The 14,941-nt window shown below is 53.7% G+C and carries 12 protein-coding genes; 6 read left to right on the plus strand and 6 right to left on the minus strand.

What is annotated here, in order from left to right; all coding sequences use genetic code 11:
* Positions 1-6: 6 nt before the first annotated feature.
* A complete protein-coding gene (gene acs / locus LG203_RS02720; protein ID WP_230344390.1) occupies positions 7-1,968 on the minus strand; it encodes an acetate--CoA ligase in 1,962 nt (653 codons plus the stop codon).
* A 174-nt stretch (positions 1,969-2,142) separates the two neighbouring features.
* Between acs and glnE the strand changes: the two genes are divergently transcribed.
* Positions 2,143-4,878 carry a bifunctional [glutamate--ammonia ligase]-adenylyl-L-tyrosine phosphorylase/[glutamate--ammonia-ligase] adenylyltransferase gene (gene glnE, locus LG203_RS02725; RefSeq protein WP_230344391.1) on the plus strand — a complete coding sequence of 912 codons (2,736 nt, stop codon included), beginning with the start codon at positions 2,143-2,145 and terminating at the stop codon, positions 4,876-4,878.
* Positions 4,879-4,922: 44 nt separating this feature from the next.
* On the opposite strand, the gene LG203_RS02730 is transcribed toward glnE, so the two are convergent.
* The 4 genes from LG203_RS02730 to LG203_RS14400 all read right to left on the minus strand — a co-directional run bounded on the left by LG203_RS02730 (position 4,923) and on the right by LG203_RS14400 (position 9,834).
* On the minus strand, positions 4,923-5,669 hold the full coding sequence (locus LG203_RS02730; protein ID WP_230344392.1) for a TerC family protein: 747 nt from the start codon (positions 5,667-5,669) through the stop codon (positions 4,923-4,925).
* An 85-nt stretch (positions 5,670-5,754) separates the two neighbouring features.
* Entirely contained in the window at positions 5,755-6,264 is a 510-nt protein-coding gene (locus tag LG203_RS02735; protein WP_230344393.1) for an HPP family protein, read from the minus strand.
* A gap of 29 nt (positions 6,265-6,293) precedes the next feature.
* Positions 6,294-6,695 carry a hypothetical protein gene (locus LG203_RS02740; RefSeq protein ID WP_230344394.1) on the minus strand — a complete coding sequence of 134 codons (402 nt, stop codon included), beginning with the start codon at positions 6,693-6,695 and terminating at the stop codon, positions 6,294-6,296.
* Positions 6,696-6,798: 103 nt separating this feature from the next.
* Positions 6,799-9,834, minus strand: a complete 3,036-nt coding sequence (locus LG203_RS14400; RefSeq protein ID WP_328486383.1) for a methyl-accepting chemotaxis protein — start codon at positions 9,832-9,834, stop codon at positions 6,799-6,801.
* A gap of 590 nt (positions 9,835-10,424) precedes the next feature.
* Between LG203_RS14400 and LG203_RS02755 the strand changes: the two genes are divergently transcribed.
* From LG203_RS02755 to LG203_RS02775, 5 genes are all read left to right on the plus strand, one after another.
* Complete coding sequence (locus LG203_RS02755) at positions 10,425-10,634, plus strand: hypothetical protein (RefSeq protein ID WP_230344395.1); 210 nt, start codon at positions 10,425-10,427, stop codon at positions 10,632-10,634.
* A 65-nt stretch (positions 10,635-10,699) separates the two neighbouring features.
* Positions 10,700-10,996 carry a hypothetical protein gene (locus LG203_RS02760; RefSeq protein ID WP_230344396.1) on the plus strand — a complete coding sequence of 99 codons (297 nt, stop codon included), beginning with the start codon at positions 10,700-10,702 and terminating at the stop codon, positions 10,994-10,996.
* A 366-nt stretch (positions 10,997-11,362) separates the two neighbouring features.
* Positions 11,363-11,626 (plus strand): hypothetical protein, encoded by a 264-nt coding sequence (locus LG203_RS02765; RefSeq protein WP_230344397.1) that lies wholly within the window; start codon positions 11,363-11,365, stop codon positions 11,624-11,626.
* A gap of 399 nt (positions 11,627-12,025) precedes the next feature.
* Positions 12,026-13,744 carry a PAS domain S-box protein gene (locus LG203_RS02770; protein ID WP_230344398.1) on the plus strand — a complete coding sequence of 573 codons (1,719 nt, stop codon included), beginning with the start codon at positions 12,026-12,028 and terminating at the stop codon, positions 13,742-13,744.
* Positions 13,741-14,382 (plus strand): response regulator, encoded by a 642-nt coding sequence (locus tag LG203_RS02775; RefSeq protein WP_230344399.1) that lies wholly within the window; start codon positions 13,741-13,743, stop codon positions 14,380-14,382. Before LG203_RS02770 ends, LG203_RS02775 begins: the two co-directional genes overlap by 4 nt.
* 6 nt (positions 14,383-14,388) lie before the next feature.
* On the opposite strand, the gene LG203_RS02780 is transcribed toward LG203_RS02775, so the two are convergent.
* Entirely contained in the window at positions 14,389-14,940 is a 552-nt protein-coding gene (locus tag LG203_RS02780) for a hypothetical protein (RefSeq protein ID WP_230344400.1), read from the minus strand.
* Between the last annotated feature and the right edge of the window lies 1 nt (position 14,941).

Raw genomic sequence — 14,941 nt, forward strand, 5'->3', positions numbered from 1 at the left:
GGCTTGTCAGGAAACAGCCTGCTTCAGCTGTTCCAGAATGGCCGGATTATCCAGTGTGGAAATATCGGAAGTGATTTCCTCGCCCTTGGCCAGCGAGCGCAGCAGGCGGCGCATGATCTTGCCGGAGCGGGTTTTGGGCAGGTTGTCGCCAAAGCGGATTTCATCCGGCTTGGCGATGGGGCCGATTTCCTTGCCTACCCAGTCACGCAGTTGCGCTACGATTTGTTTCGCCTCATCGCCTTCCGGGCGGGCACCTTTCAGCACGACATAAGCGACAATGGATTCGCCCTTGATCTCATGCGGCTTGCCGACCACGGCAGCCTCTGCCACCAGCGGATGGGCTACCAGCGCGGATTCAATTTCCATGGTGCCAAGGCGGTGACCGGAAACATTCAGCACATCGTCAATGCGGCCCATGATCCAGAAATAGCCATCATCGTCACGGTGGGCCGAATCCCCTGCCAGGTAAACGCCTTTCAGCTCTTCAGGGAAATATGATTTCTTGAAGCGCTCCGGATCATTCCAGATGGTACGTATCATGGATGGCCATGGCTTCTTGACCACCAGCAGACCACCGCCAGTGCCATCAATATGGCTGCCATCTTCATTGACGATATCCATCATGATGCCGGGCAGGGGACGGGTGCAGGAGCCGGGCTTGGCATTGATGGCACCGGGCAACGGGGCAATCATGTGCGCGCCGGTTTCAGTTTGCCACCAGGTATCCACAATCGGGCAGCGCTCGCGGCCCACCGTTTTGTGATACCACATCCAGGCCTCAGGGTTGATGGGCTCGCCCACCGTGCCCAACAGGCGCAGGCTGGAAAGATCGTAATTATTGGGTAAATCGCCGCCCAGCTTGATCAGCGAACGAATCGCCGTGGGCGCCGTGTAAAATACGCTGACCTTGTGCTTTTCGATCATCTGCCAGAAACGGCCTGCATCGGGATAAGTTGGCACGCCCTCAAAGACGACTTGCGTGCTGCCCAGCGCCAGCGGACCATAGGCCACATAGCTGTGGCCGGTAATCCAGCCCACATCGGCCGTGCACCAGAAAATATCCGTGGCTTTATGGTCGAATACCCATTTCATGCTCATGACCGCACCCAGCAGATAGCCGCCAGTGGAGTGCTGCACGCCCTTGGGTTTGCCGGTGGAGCCTGAGGTGTAGAGAATGAACAGTGGATGCTCGGCATTGACCCAGGTTGGCTCGCAGTAGTCGGATTCTGCGCTTTCCAGATCATGCCACCACAGGTCACGCGCATTCCAGGCAACCTCGCCGCCGGTGCGTTTATAGACAATCACGCTGGTCACGGCTTCACAACCACCCAAGCTCAAGGCTTCGTCCACGGCGGGTTTCAGCGGCATGGCACGGCCGCCACGCATCTGGCCATCGGAGGTGATCACCAGCTTGGCACCCACATCGGTGATGCGCTCATGCAGGCTTTTAGAGGAGAAGCCGCCAAACACCACGGAGTGAATCGCACCAATACGCGCACAGGCTTGCATGGCGACTATTGCTTCCACGCTCATGGGCAGGTAGATGATTACGCGATCGCCTTTACCGACGCCCTGTTTTTTCAGGGCATTGGCAAAGCGGCAAACGCGCTGATGTAGCTGGCGATAGGTGACGGTGGTGACCGTGCCGTCGTCGGCTTCAAAAATCAGCGCGGCTTTGTCGCCACGGGTAGAGAGGTGGCGATCCAGGCTATTGTAGGAAGCATTGAGTTCGCCATCGTGGAACCAGCGATAAAAGGGCGCATCGGCTTCATCCAGCACGGCGGTGAACGGCTTGTGCCAATCCAGCTCCTTTTGCGCGAGTGCAGCCCAGAAGCCGGGGTAATCCTGCTCGGCCTGCTGGCAAAGCGCGGTGTATTGTTCCAGACCTGAAATGGTGGCTGCCTGCTTGAAGGCCTCCTGTGGGGGGAAAACGCGGGTTTCGGTCAGAACGGTTTCAATCGATGACATTCAGAGATCTCCAGCAAGCACTTATCGTTGTGTTATCAGCGGCCTGGTGATGAAGGTGGCTAGACCTGATGGTCGCCAACCCCAGCCCGGCCTGATTTTGGGTTATTCTTCAACTGTTACAAAAGGTAACGAAAAAAATCTTCCACATAATACCACCAGCCAAGCTGATTTTTGATGCAAACACTCTCGCAAATTCTCTCTGATGAACACGATGGCCGCCAGACGACGCAATGGGTGCGCCATACTGTGCGCTGCAGCCCGTTTTGCCAGCGTCTGCTGACCCGATACCCTGAGCTCTTGCAGGAGCTGGATGCGGAAATCATGCTGCCATGGCGCGCGGATTATATGCGGCTCTATCTTTCGAAATGCACGGTGACGGATGAGACCAGTCTCAAGCGTGCCTTGCGCGGCCTGCGCCAGCGCGTGATGTTGCGGGTGATTGCGCGGGATCTGAATGATCTTGCCGATCTCGATGAAGTGATGCAGACCATGAGCGCACTGGCGGAGGTGGCGGTGCGCTTTGCCTTGCAGCATCTCACGCCCTGGCTGGAAGCCCAGTACGGTGAACCCATCGGCGAGCGGGGCGACAAGCAGTCGCTGATTGTGGTGGGCATGGGCAAGCTGGGGGGGTATGAGCTGAATGTATCGTCCGACATCGACCTGATTTTTGCCTTTGAGCAGGATGGCGAAACCAATGGTGAAAAGTCCCTGAGCAACAATGAATTCTTTGCGCGCCTGGGCAAGAAGCTGATCGCCGCGATTGATGACGTCACCGAAGACGGCTTTGTCTTTCGCGTAGACATGCGCTTGCGGCCCTATGGCTCAGAAGGGCCGCTGGCCTGTAGCCTGAATTTTCTGGAGGAGTATTACCAGAATCAGGGACGCGAATGGGAGCGCTATGCCTGGATCAAGGGCCGGGTGGTCGCCGGGCCAGAGCAAGTGCTGGCCAATTTGCTGCGGCCGTTTGTCTATCGTAAATACCTGGACTATGGTGCATTTGCCTCCATGCGCGATCTCAAGGTGCAGATACAGCGCGATGTGAATCGGCGCGACATGCATGACAACATCAAGCTGGGCCGCGGCGGTATCCGCGAAATTGAATTTATCGCCCAGGTGTTTCAGCTGATACGCGGCGGGCGTGATGCCAGCCTGCAGATACGCCCGACGCTGGCGGTGCTCCAGCGCTTGCAGGATAAGCAGATTCTGCCCGAGCGTACCGTGCGCGAGCTGCGCGAAGCCTATGTCTTTTTGCGCGACCTGGAGCACAGGTTGCAATATGTGGAAGACGCGCAGACACAGGAGCTGCCGACCACGCCCGAAGCGCAGCAGCGCATTGCTACCAGCATGCATTTTGCGCATTGGGATTTGCTGCGCAAGGCGCTGGAAACCCATCGCAGCCTGGTCGAGGTGCATTTCAGTGAGGTGTTCAGTGACGTGGCCGTGGGGCGTCAGGATAACAATCTGCAAACCCTGAAGCCGATCAATGACATCTGGCAGGGTGCGGTGCAGGAGGGCGAAGCGGTGCGTCGCTTGCGCGACGCCGGCTATGACGATGCGGAAGATACCCTGCGTCGCCTTAATGCCTTGCACACGGGTAGCCGCTATCGCAATCTGCCCGAGCTGAGCCGTCAGCGTCTGGATATTCTGATGCCCACGGTGATTCAACTCTCCGCCCAGGAAGAGCGCCCGCAGGTGACTCTGACGCGGGCATTGGATCTGCTGGAAAGCATCTGCCGTCGCGCCAGTTATCTCGCGCTGCTGGCCGAGTACCCGGCGGTGCTGAGCTTGTTGGTCAAGCTGGTGGCCGCCAGCCCTTGGCTGGCGCAATACCTGACGCAGCACCCCATTTTGCTGGATGAATTGCTGGATACGCGCAGCCTGTATGCCGAGCCGGATTTTGATGCCATGCGCCAGGACCTGCAGCGCCGACTGGCCGAGGTGGAAGGCGATGTCGAGCGGCAGATGGATACCATGCGTCATTTCAAACACGCCGCCGTTTTCCGGTTTGCCGCGCAGGATATTGCCGGTGAGCTGCCCCTGCAAACCTTGTCGGATTACCTGAGCGCGCTGGCAAATCTGGTATTGCAGGCCACCATGGATACCATCTGGCCCACTTTGCGTGGCAAGCATCGCGAAATCCCAAAATTTGCCATCATCGGCTATGGCAAGCTGGGCGGGCGCGAGCTGGGTTATGCCTCGGATCTGGATATCATTTTTCTGTATGACGATGATGCTCCCGAGGCGCGCGATACCTATGCCCGTTTTGGGCAGCGCATCAATACCTGGCTCAACAGCCTGACCTCGGCGGGCTTGCTCTACGAAACCGACTTGCAGCTGCGGCCGGATGGCGCCAGTGGACTGCTGGTCAGCTCACTGGAGGCGTTTGAAGATTACCAGCGCAATAAAGCCTGGGTATGGGAACATCAGGCATTGACCCGAGCTCGCTTCAGTGCGGGCGATGAGGCGATAGGGGCGGCATTCAGCCGCATACGCGAAGAGGTGATATGCCAGCCACGCGACGTGGCCAAGCTGCGCGAGGAGGTGCTGAATATGCGCCGCCGCATGCGCGAGAGCCATAGCGTGCCCGCAACAGAATTTGACCTCAAGCAGAGTGAGGGCGGCATTATTGATGTGGAATTCATGGTGCAGTATCTGGTGCTGGCGCATGCTGCCGAACACCCGGAGCTCACCGAAAACCTGGGCAATATCAGCCTGCTGGGCAAGCTGGGGAGTCTGGGTCTGATTGATGCCACGCTGGCGACGGCGGCCGCTGAAGCATATCGGCGTTATCGCAGTCTGCAACATGCCAGCCGCCTGCAGGAGCAGACCAAATCACGTGTGCCTTTATCTGCGGTTGCTGCCGATGCCGAGGCGGTGCGCAGCCTCTGGCAGCAGGTATTCAACGCCTAATGGGTTGCCATGCGCCCCGCCCGCAAGGGCGGAGCCATTAGCTATCAGGGCTGGCTTTTATTCAGCTTGCGCACGGTATCGGACTTTTTGCGCATGCGGATATTGATCATCTCCACCACCACCGAGAAGGCCATGGCGAAGTAGATATATCCCTTGGGCACATGGAACTCCAGCCCTTCAGCAACCAGCGTCATCCCTACCAGTATCAGAAAAGACAAGGCCAGTATCTTGATGGTAGGGTGATTGTCGACAAAATCACCGATGGGCTTGGCGGCAAACAGCATCACGCCGACGGCCAGAATGATGGCAATCGCCATGATGGACACATGATCGGCCAGGCCGACGGCGGTGATGACGGAGTCCAGCGAGAACACCACATCCAGCAGGGCAATCTGGACCAGGCTCATGCCAAACGAAGCTTTGGCGACGGCTATGCCATTGCTATCCTCTTCCTCGCCTTCCAGACTGTTGTGAATCTCATGCGTGGCTTTTGCCAGCAGAAACAAACCGCCGCCAATCAAAATAATGTCGCGCCCGGATACTGGTTGGGAGAATACCGTGAACCATGGTTCCGTGAGACTCATGACCCAGGAGATCGAAAACAGCAGGGCAAGCCGCGTGAGCATGGCAAGACTGAGCCCCAGCCGACGGGCCAGCGCCCGTTGGTGGACAGGCAGACGCCCCACCAGGATGGAAATGAAGATGATATTGTCGATGCCAAGCACAATCTCCAGTGCGGTCAGGGTGCCCAGGGCGATCCAGGCTTCCGGGCTTGCCAGCCATTCAAACATGCGGTTCTCCGTTTTTTTACGTGGTTTGGTTAATCAATCAGTCGTCAGTGCTGAGCGCAAGCGTTGCTCCACCCGCTAGCCTGGCTTACCAGTATTTGGGGTAATTCCCCGGCCGCGTTGCATTGTTGTAGAGCAATGCAACCAGTGTCAGTATCAAGGCACCGGTCAGCGTGGGCAACAACAGGAAGCTCCAGCCGGGTTGCAGCAGAAACACGATTACCGGATTGGAGCCTGCGGGCGGGTGAACAGTTCGCGTGAACATCATCAATGCGATGGCCGTGCCTGCTGCCAGCGCCATCGCCCACCAGTGGGGGCCGCACAGGGTGAGAAAGAGCAAGCCGGTAGCAGTGCTGATGCCATGACCCAGAATAATGTTGCGAGGCTGCGAAAAGGGCACATCCGGGTAGCCAAACACCAGCACGCAACTCGCACCAAACGATCCCAGCACCAATGCCAGTGACCAGTGCTCCGCTAGCGCGGCAATCACGCCAATGGCGAGGCAACCGCCCAGCCAGGCAAGCGCAATCGCCTTGCCGGGTGCACGAGGTGGCAGGGCGGCATGGTCGCCCTTGAGTTTGCTGAACCAGTGTTGCATGACGTCTCCCTTTGCGTTGTTATAGAAACTTAGCTGAGGCGCAACTCGCAGGCGAGGGCGCATTGCAGCGGTAAGCCTGCTGCGGTAAAAAATTGCATCATGGTTTCTGCGGACCAGGCATCCAGGATGATATGCACCTTCCCATCCACACAGGTCTGAATAGGTTGGGCTTGAATAGCTGTCATGGCTTGATCCAGCAAATCAAGCGATGTCACTATTGAATCTGCTTTTGGCAATAACACCACACTCAAGCTGCACGGCCTGTGAGCCGACTCGGACGCGCCGATAGCACGTAGTTGTGTCGGTTGATGGATGTGCCATGGAAAAAGATAAAGCCCGAGGCTCTGCTCGGGGCGGCCACTGATGACAGGGCAGGGCAACTGACTTGCCAGCAGCGATTGCAGTGCATCCAGGCTGTGCTTGAGTGACATGATGTAGCCTTCTCCATCGGGAATGTGAGCAGCATACCCGATTCGGCGCGCATCGCGCCTCCCCAAATAACAAGACCTCCGCGCGGGAGGTCTTGTGCAAGGGTTAAAACTCTTCCCAGTCGCCTTCGTCAGGGGCTTTAACGGCAACGCGCAAGGGGGCCGCAGATCGTCCGCCACTCTCTGCCCGGAACGGCTTGGGGCTGGGCAGACGGGCGGGCGCTGCGCTGGCGCGGCCGGTGTCGCTCTCAGAGGTTTTGAACTGGCGTATGGATTCCACCAGATTATTGGCTTGTTCCATGAGCGACTCGGCAGCGGCGGCGGCTTCTTCCACCAATGCTGCATTCTGCTGGGTGACCTCGTCCATTTGCGTGACCGCTTTGTTGACCTGATCGATGCCCGAGCTTTGCTCGATGGAAGCGGCGGTGATTTCGCCCACAATATTGGACACGCGTTTGACCGAGTTGACGATTTCTTCCATGGTCTTGCCCGCGTTTTCTACCTGACGTGTACCTTCGGTGGTTTTGCCCACGGAGTCTGCGATCAACTCCTTGATCTCCTTGGCTGCTACCGCTGAGCGTTGCGCCAGATTGCGTACTTCGCCTGCCACCACAGCAAAGCCACGCCCCTGTTCACCAGCCCTGGCGGCTTCGACGGCTGCATTTAATGCCAGGATGTTGGTCTGGAAGGCAATGCCATCGATGACGGAAATGATGTCTTCGATCTTCTGCGAGCTTTCGTTGATGGCGGCCATGGTATTCACCACATCCGCAACGACCTCACCGCCGCGCTCGGCAATGCTGGTAGCGGTCATGGCTAGCTGGTTGGCCTGCTTGGCATTTTCCGCGTTCTGCTTCACGGTGGAAGCAAGCTGTTCCATGCTGGAAGCTGTCTCTTCCAGTGAAGAGGCTTGCTCCTCGGTGCGCTGCGACAGATCGATATTGCCTTTGGAAATCTCGTTGGCGGCGGTGTTGATGGTTTCTGCCGCTTCTTTAACGGTGACGATAGGCGTGGCGATCATCTCCAGTGTTTCGTTCACGCCCTCCACGATCTTGCGGAAATCGCCCTGATGGTTTGTTGCATCGGCACGGACATATACCCGGCCATCGCGGGCGGCATCGGCCAGCATACCGGCATCCTTCACCAGCGCGTTGATCGCACTGATACAGGTGTTCAGGTTCTGGCGTATGGTATTGAAGTCGCCTTGATATTCTTCAGTGATGGCAGGCGGGATATGCCCTTGCGAGATGTGCTTGACGCAATCGGCGGCCACATTCAGTGGTCCGATCACGGCATCCAGCGTGTTGTTGACGCCATCTACAATCTTGCGGAAATCTCCCTGGTGGCGACTGGCATCTGCACGGGTTGACAGCAGGCCCTGGGCACCAGCATCGGCCAGCATGGCGGTGTCTGCCACCATGGCATTGATGGCATCTATACACTGGTTAAGATTGTTTTTAATGGTGTTGAAGTCACCATTGTAGTCATCGGTGATCTTGGCAGGGATGTTGCCTTTGGAAATGGCATCCACGTAGTGCGCAGCGACATTCAACGGACCTATGACGGCATCCAGCGTGTGGTTGACGCCCTCGACGATCTTGCGGAAGTCGCCCTGATGACGACTTGCATCGGCGCGTGTGGAGAGGTTCCCCGCAATGGCGGCCTGCGCCAGTATGTCCGCATCCGCAATCAGGCTCTTCAGATTGCTGCGTACTTGCTCAATGGTGTGATTGATCTCGGCCTTTTTACCGGGAAAGCGCTCAAGAGGTGCTTCAAAATTGCCTTCGCCAAAGGCCTTCACTACCTGCATGGCTTTGTTGTTGAGCTCAATATGACCGTGCACCATGGTGTTGACGCCATGTGCCAGATCCCGGAATGCGCCTTCAAAGTTGCTTTCAGTGACTCGCGCATCCGTATCACCTCTATCATGCGCTTCACTCATCACTGTCATCTGCGAAATCAGCGTTTGGATATTGTTACCCAGTTGCGCCATGGAGCCATTGAGCGCTGCCATTTCATCGGTGCCTCGCACGGTGATTTTTGCCGACAAGTCGCCTTTGGATAAACGCTTGATGCTGCCGACGCTCTCCTGCAATGGACTGATCACCATGCGGTTGAGAAAGAAATACAGAATGCCGACCAGCACAATCACCGACACGATGCCCACCACAATCGCGATATTGCGGATGGCGTGGATCTGCGCCATCACCACATCCATGGGCACGGTCAGCACCAGCGACCAGGGGGTAACGCTATCACCTACCTTGATCGGTGCGTAGGTACGGTATACCAATGTGCCTGAGGCATCCTTATCCATGTGGCTAAAGGCAGTGCCTGCCTGAATTTTTTGCAGCACAGCTTTTGTATCGCCATGCTGCGCGATGGGTTTGCCTATGTCTTCCGGTTTGGCGCTGGCGACGTAATTGCCGCCATAAGTAACCAATTCAGCATAACTGCCGTCATAGGGCTTGATGGCGCTGACGATCGCCTGCATGCCAGACAGTGGAATGTCAAAACCTGTATCTCCAACAAAAGCCCCGTTGTAATGTATAGGGATGCTAATGGTGGTAATAAGGGTATCTTTGCCCGCAATCTTGTACATATAAGGCTCAAGCAGTGTTTCCTTGCCGGAAGTCTTGGCGAGCAGATAGTAATCGCCAGCGCCTGGTGTGTTGTAATCCACCAGAGCCTCGAGAATGACAGCGCCGCTCCCACTGTTCCAGTAAGGGATATATCGGCCAGTAGCGTCGTGGCCGACAGTATTTACGAATTCCTTGTCTTTGCCATCAAAGGCGTTGGGCTCCCACAGCGTCCATGCGCCGACCAGATCCGGGTTTTGTCGGAGAGAATTCGCCAGCAAGTTATCTACTGCTGCGCGGCTTTCCTGATGGGTGGCTTTCATTGCCAGCATGCTCCTGGCGTTTGCTCTCGCCGTCACCATGGCCCTGTCCAGTATCTCCTGCGCCTGTTCCCGACCCACCAATGCGGATTCATCGACAAGCTTCAGGGCCGTTTTCTTTTCCACATCCATGGATTTGTTAATGATGGTGGCGATGGTGACGGTAAAACCGATCATCGCAACTACCGTCACAATCAAGGCGATTTTTAAACGTATGCTCATGTTGGAGAGTGCGGATTTCATAAAACCTCATCAAAACATATGGAATTCAGTGCTTAATCGGGCAGTGGATATGGAGGAATCACTGCATCAATGACCATTGGTCAAGTGGGTTGGTGGTCAGGCAATCAAAATGAAACAATTACTTTTATTACGACGACTTGGCGCGAAAGTTGAGGTTTGGAGGCAAGTTTCAATCAAATAACTAATCGGACGTTGTCGAGACTGACTGATTTGCCTCTGTTTTCATCAGAAATATATGCATGCATATTGATAAGCCAATCAAAAGATCAATGGCTCTTGAGCCGGCTTGATTTTGGCCATAAATCGCTGCCCTTAGGGGTAATTACTCCTGCTTGATCAATCTACTACTATCTGAATCAACAGTGCCAAGATCATGACACTGTTTTACTTTATTCCATTCCGATTTCTTCAAAAGGCAGCGCATTTTTAGATGAGATGTGTAGCAAGAAGGGCGCAGCGTAACGAGTTGTCTTTTTATGGTTCTTGGGTAGAGAAGCAGGCGTGAGTTTGTGTGTGCTTGAGTAAATGACGGTCGTGCAGGCTAGTTATCGTTGCTTTGAATGCGAGGCTCAATCTTAAGGGGGGTAGTAATGAATCTTTATATTGTGTTGGTTTATCTGGTCGGGAGTGTTAATGCACATTTAACAGAACCCATGATTATTGATGGTATTGAATCTGAGGCCATATGCACATCACTGGCAGATAAAATCTCCAGCACGGGTGTCATGAGAGCGCAATGTTTCTTGTCGACACGCAAAGTGGCTTCGGGAGACCATAAAGAGCTTGCCAGAAAAAATTAGATATTTGGGTACTTATTTGACTTGATTGAGTTGATATCAATCGGATATTTCGCAGGAGTCGATAATTGGACTACGATAATTTCAGGCTGTTTGATCATTTGGCGGAGCTTGTCTGCTGTATTGATGAATGCAAGTTTAATCCACGCGAGCGAGAGTTGTTCCCCTTCTATTATTCAGAGGCAATGCAGATCATAGATCGTGTCGAGTCTCAGGGATATAGCTCATCAAAGCTAAGGCTGTATCTCAACCAGATCAATGAATATTTTAAAATAAATGATGTATTGATGAAGACAATTGATGACACACATAATGAAATTGCGCAAATCATGGGAGAAGAGTCAAAACACCTTTATGGAGAATAATTTGTATTCTCAGCGTTGAGGTTTGTTAGGTCGAGTGACCGTAAAAGCCAGTTTGGTGTGGAAGGTGGTTTTTAAAAATTAAATTTAAATCATATGTTTATGTCGTTATTGATGATTTGTTTTCTGTGTGTGCCCTATCCCTTTGGTTTTTGTTCCTTCCCTTCTGATTGACTTGCCAAATGCGGGCGACAAAAACGCTGCATATTATAAAAATGGGTTCTATAACCATCAATAATTATTCGCACTTGATTAAGAAATAAAAAAAGGCCATTATTGTTGCTTCGACTGGAACTTGTTACTCCCGCAGTAATCCACATAAAAACCAGTTTTAATACTATCCCTACCAAAATAATCAAGGAGAATTGAATGGCCAACTATAAACGCCGAACAAAAGAAGAAATGATTAAAGATCTTGAAGAAAAGCTAAATAAGCTTAAAAATTCAGCTCCTAAGAAAGAGAAGCCTGAGTTGAGTATGAGCAGTGAAGGTCTTGGCGCAGTGGCTGATGCAGTAGATTTTGCAGCCAAGGCAAACAAGGTGAAAGTGGCTGACATTCTTATGCTGATTGCCAAAGCCAAGCGCACGGGTTTGGTTATTGAAGGTGGCCGTCGTTCACGTAATTCGGTCTAATCCATTCATTGCCTTTAATAATGCTGAATTTCCTCGCTTGAATTGCACATGAAGGCATATCATTGCGATGTGTAGTTCAGGCGAGAAATTGTCATGATGAAACGCCTTGTCTTGAAAATTTCCTGCCGCTAACCATTTTGTTACGAAGTCGCTTCTAGCTGCTCTGCTGATTTTTCCATCCCTCGTTTTTGCTAACGCTCTACCATTCGCATTTCTCTTGCAGGGAACGTGCCTTGCATTCCAAAGGTTAACTGTACGTTTTAATGCAATGTGAACAGGTTGCCTGCAAAGCCTTGTCCCATACAAGGGTGATTTCCCCAAAGTTCACGGTATGTGGCATGATTTACGACTCTTTCTAAGAAGCTGGTGTGCTAGACAATCATCCCGCATGGATTATTTATGAGTCTACGATTTCGATTGAACTTGCTGATTACCTTGTTGCTGCTCGTATTTATGGGCGTGGTCGGGTTTGTCATCATCCGCGGCATGAAGGCCTCCACCCAGGAGGGTGTGGAGGCAGCTACACGCGTTACCGTGCAGTTGCTGGATACCGTGATTCTGAGTTCGTATCAGAATCCTGAGTGGGGTTACACCCATGAGGTCATGCATCGCTTTTTGCTTTCGTTGGGGCATGTCCGTAGCAATGAAATCATTCTCTATGACTTGCACGGCAATCTGCTATTCAAGTCTCCTCCCTCCAAATATCGCTCGGATGAAAATCCACCTCGTTGGTTCGTCAAATTGATCGAGCCTGAACAGGAAGTCGTGATGCGTCGTATCCGGTTTGGCATGCTGGTGGTGGTGTCCAACCCGGGAGGTGCCATTCGTGAGGCATGGAGCCGCTTGAGTAATCTTTTCTGGATTAATCTGGGCTTTTTTATTGTACTGAATGCCATGGTGTACTGGATGCTGGGGCGTTGGTTGCGACCAGTCGAGCCTATGCTCAAGGCCATCAACCAGATGGAGCAGGGGGATTTAACGGTGCGCTTGCCTGAATTCAAGCTTCCCGAGTTTTCCAAAATTGCCCATAACTTCAACCAGATGGGGGAGTCGCTGCTGGCACGCACCGATGAAAGCCGTCGCCTGGCACTGATCGTTAAACAGACGGCGGATGCCATCATGATTCATGATCTTGATGGCAATATTTCATTTTGGAATGCGGCTGCGCAGCGCATGTTCGGCTATGCGCCTGAGGATATTATCGGACAGTCAGCGGCTATCCTTATCCCTGCAGGGCATGAAGCGGAACTGGAGTCCAATTTTGCTGCCATCAAGCAAATGCAGAAAGTGGAAAACCACGATACGCAGCGTGTGGCGCGGGATGGCAAATTACGGGATATTTCCCTGACGGCGGCGCCACTGGTGGATCCCCACTCTGGCGAGGTGATAGGCGAAATATGCAGCATGCGGGATATTACCGAACGCAAGCAGGCAGAAGAGGCGGCCTTGCGGCTGGAGGAGAATCGTCAGCTGACGCAGTTGATCCAGCACCATATTGAAGATGAGCGGCGCAGTCTGGCACGCGAGTTGCACGATGAACTGGGGCAATATGTCACCGCGATCAAGACCTTTGCGGTAGGTATTTCCAACAAAACCACGGAGGCCATGCCAGATATTGCTGCCAATGCGCAAACGATAGTGGCGGCGGCTAATCATATTTATGATGGCATGCACAACATCATCCGCCAGTTACGGCCCGGCTCACTGGATAACCTTGGCTTGTCAGAAACGCTGCGCGATGCGATTACCAATTGGCAGGGGCAGCACCCGGATGTACGCTTCACGTTGAACTTATCAGGTTCGCTGGATGACTTAGGGGAAACGCTGAATATTAATCTTTTCCGTATTGTGCAAGAGTCGGTGACCAATGCGCTGCGGCATGCGCAGGCAACCCAGATTAATATACGCTTGATAAAAACAACGGAAGGCGCATTGCAGCTTTCCATACAGGATAATGGTGTGGGCATGAATATATGTAATGTGGATCAATCCAAGCATTTTGGCTTGCTTGGCATGCGTGAGCGTGTGCAGGCGCTGCATGGGACATTCAGCGTGGACTCGTTGATGGAGCAGGGAACCCAGATCATCGTCGCCATTCCTGGTCGAGGTGAAGCATGAGCGAGCCCATCAAGGTCATGCTGGTTGACGACCATGCCGTGGTGCGCATGGGATTCAAGATGTTGCTGGAGTCGGCTTCTGATATCAAAGTCATTGCCGAAGCTGAAAATGGCGAACAGGGCATCAAGCTTTATATGGAGCACCGTCCGGATGTCGTTGTGATGGATATTACGATGCCGGGCATAGGTGGCCTGGAGGCTATTGAGCGCATCATGGCCAAGGATAGTTCGGCGAAGGTGCTGGTGTTGTCTGCGCATGAGGACTCTGTCCATCCCAAGCGCGTGCTGAATGCAGGTGCCATGGGGTATCTCACCAAGCGCAGTGCAGCTGAAGAGCTCATCAAGGCAATACGCACGGTAGCCGGTAACAAGCGCTATCTCGAAGCGACCGTCGCCCAGCAAATGGCGATTCAGCAGTTGTCTGGTGAAGCCAATCCTGTGGATGTACTTTCAGATCGTGAGTTTGAAGTATTCATTGCCTTGGCCAAAGGGAAAACCACGAATGATATTGCCGAGACCCTTAGTCTTTCGCCGCGCACGGTGGGGACGCATCTCTACAATATCAAGCAGAAGCTGAACGCCAATAACTCGGCTGAAATTGCCCTGATTGCCATGCGCTCGGGCCTGATTGACCCTTAAATGGACTTAATGGCTGGCATAGCGGGCGACATTCAGTTCGCCTGCGCCGGCCACTTCCACCACGGCATAATCGCCACTCTTCATGCGTCCGAAATCGGGTGGAATCAGGAAGGTGATGGGCTGGTGGTGATCTCCTACAGGAGCACCTGTCGCCAGTTGCCAATGCTGCCACTCGGTCGTCGGCGGAACACTTTCTGCTCCCATGAGCCGGGCTTTTTCCAGAATAGAGCGCTTTTCATCGCCAATCAGCAGATTCCATAACTCCACGCGTACCAGTTTGCTTTGCATCACCGCGGCTTGCATTTTGCTGTCGGGCTCAGCAGGCGTCGTGTCATTTGCAATAACTTGGCCTGAGGCGGATGGGGTGTTGATGGAGGCCTGCCGATAGTCCGGCAAAGGTTCTTTAACGGTTTCTACCGTTGAAAAGCCAGAAGTCACAAAACTTGCCCAGTACTCATCCGGTTCGGTGTCTTTGAGAGGTAGGCTACGGCTTGCTTCATCCTGCTTCAGCAAGTAGTTGTCGTATGCGTCAGATGTCGTTTTATCAAGGCTGCGCATC

It is taken from the genome of Methylovorus mays, assembly GCF_020531915.1.
GTDB lineage: Bacteria > Pseudomonadota > Gammaproteobacteria > Burkholderiales > Methylophilaceae > Methylovorus > Methylovorus mays.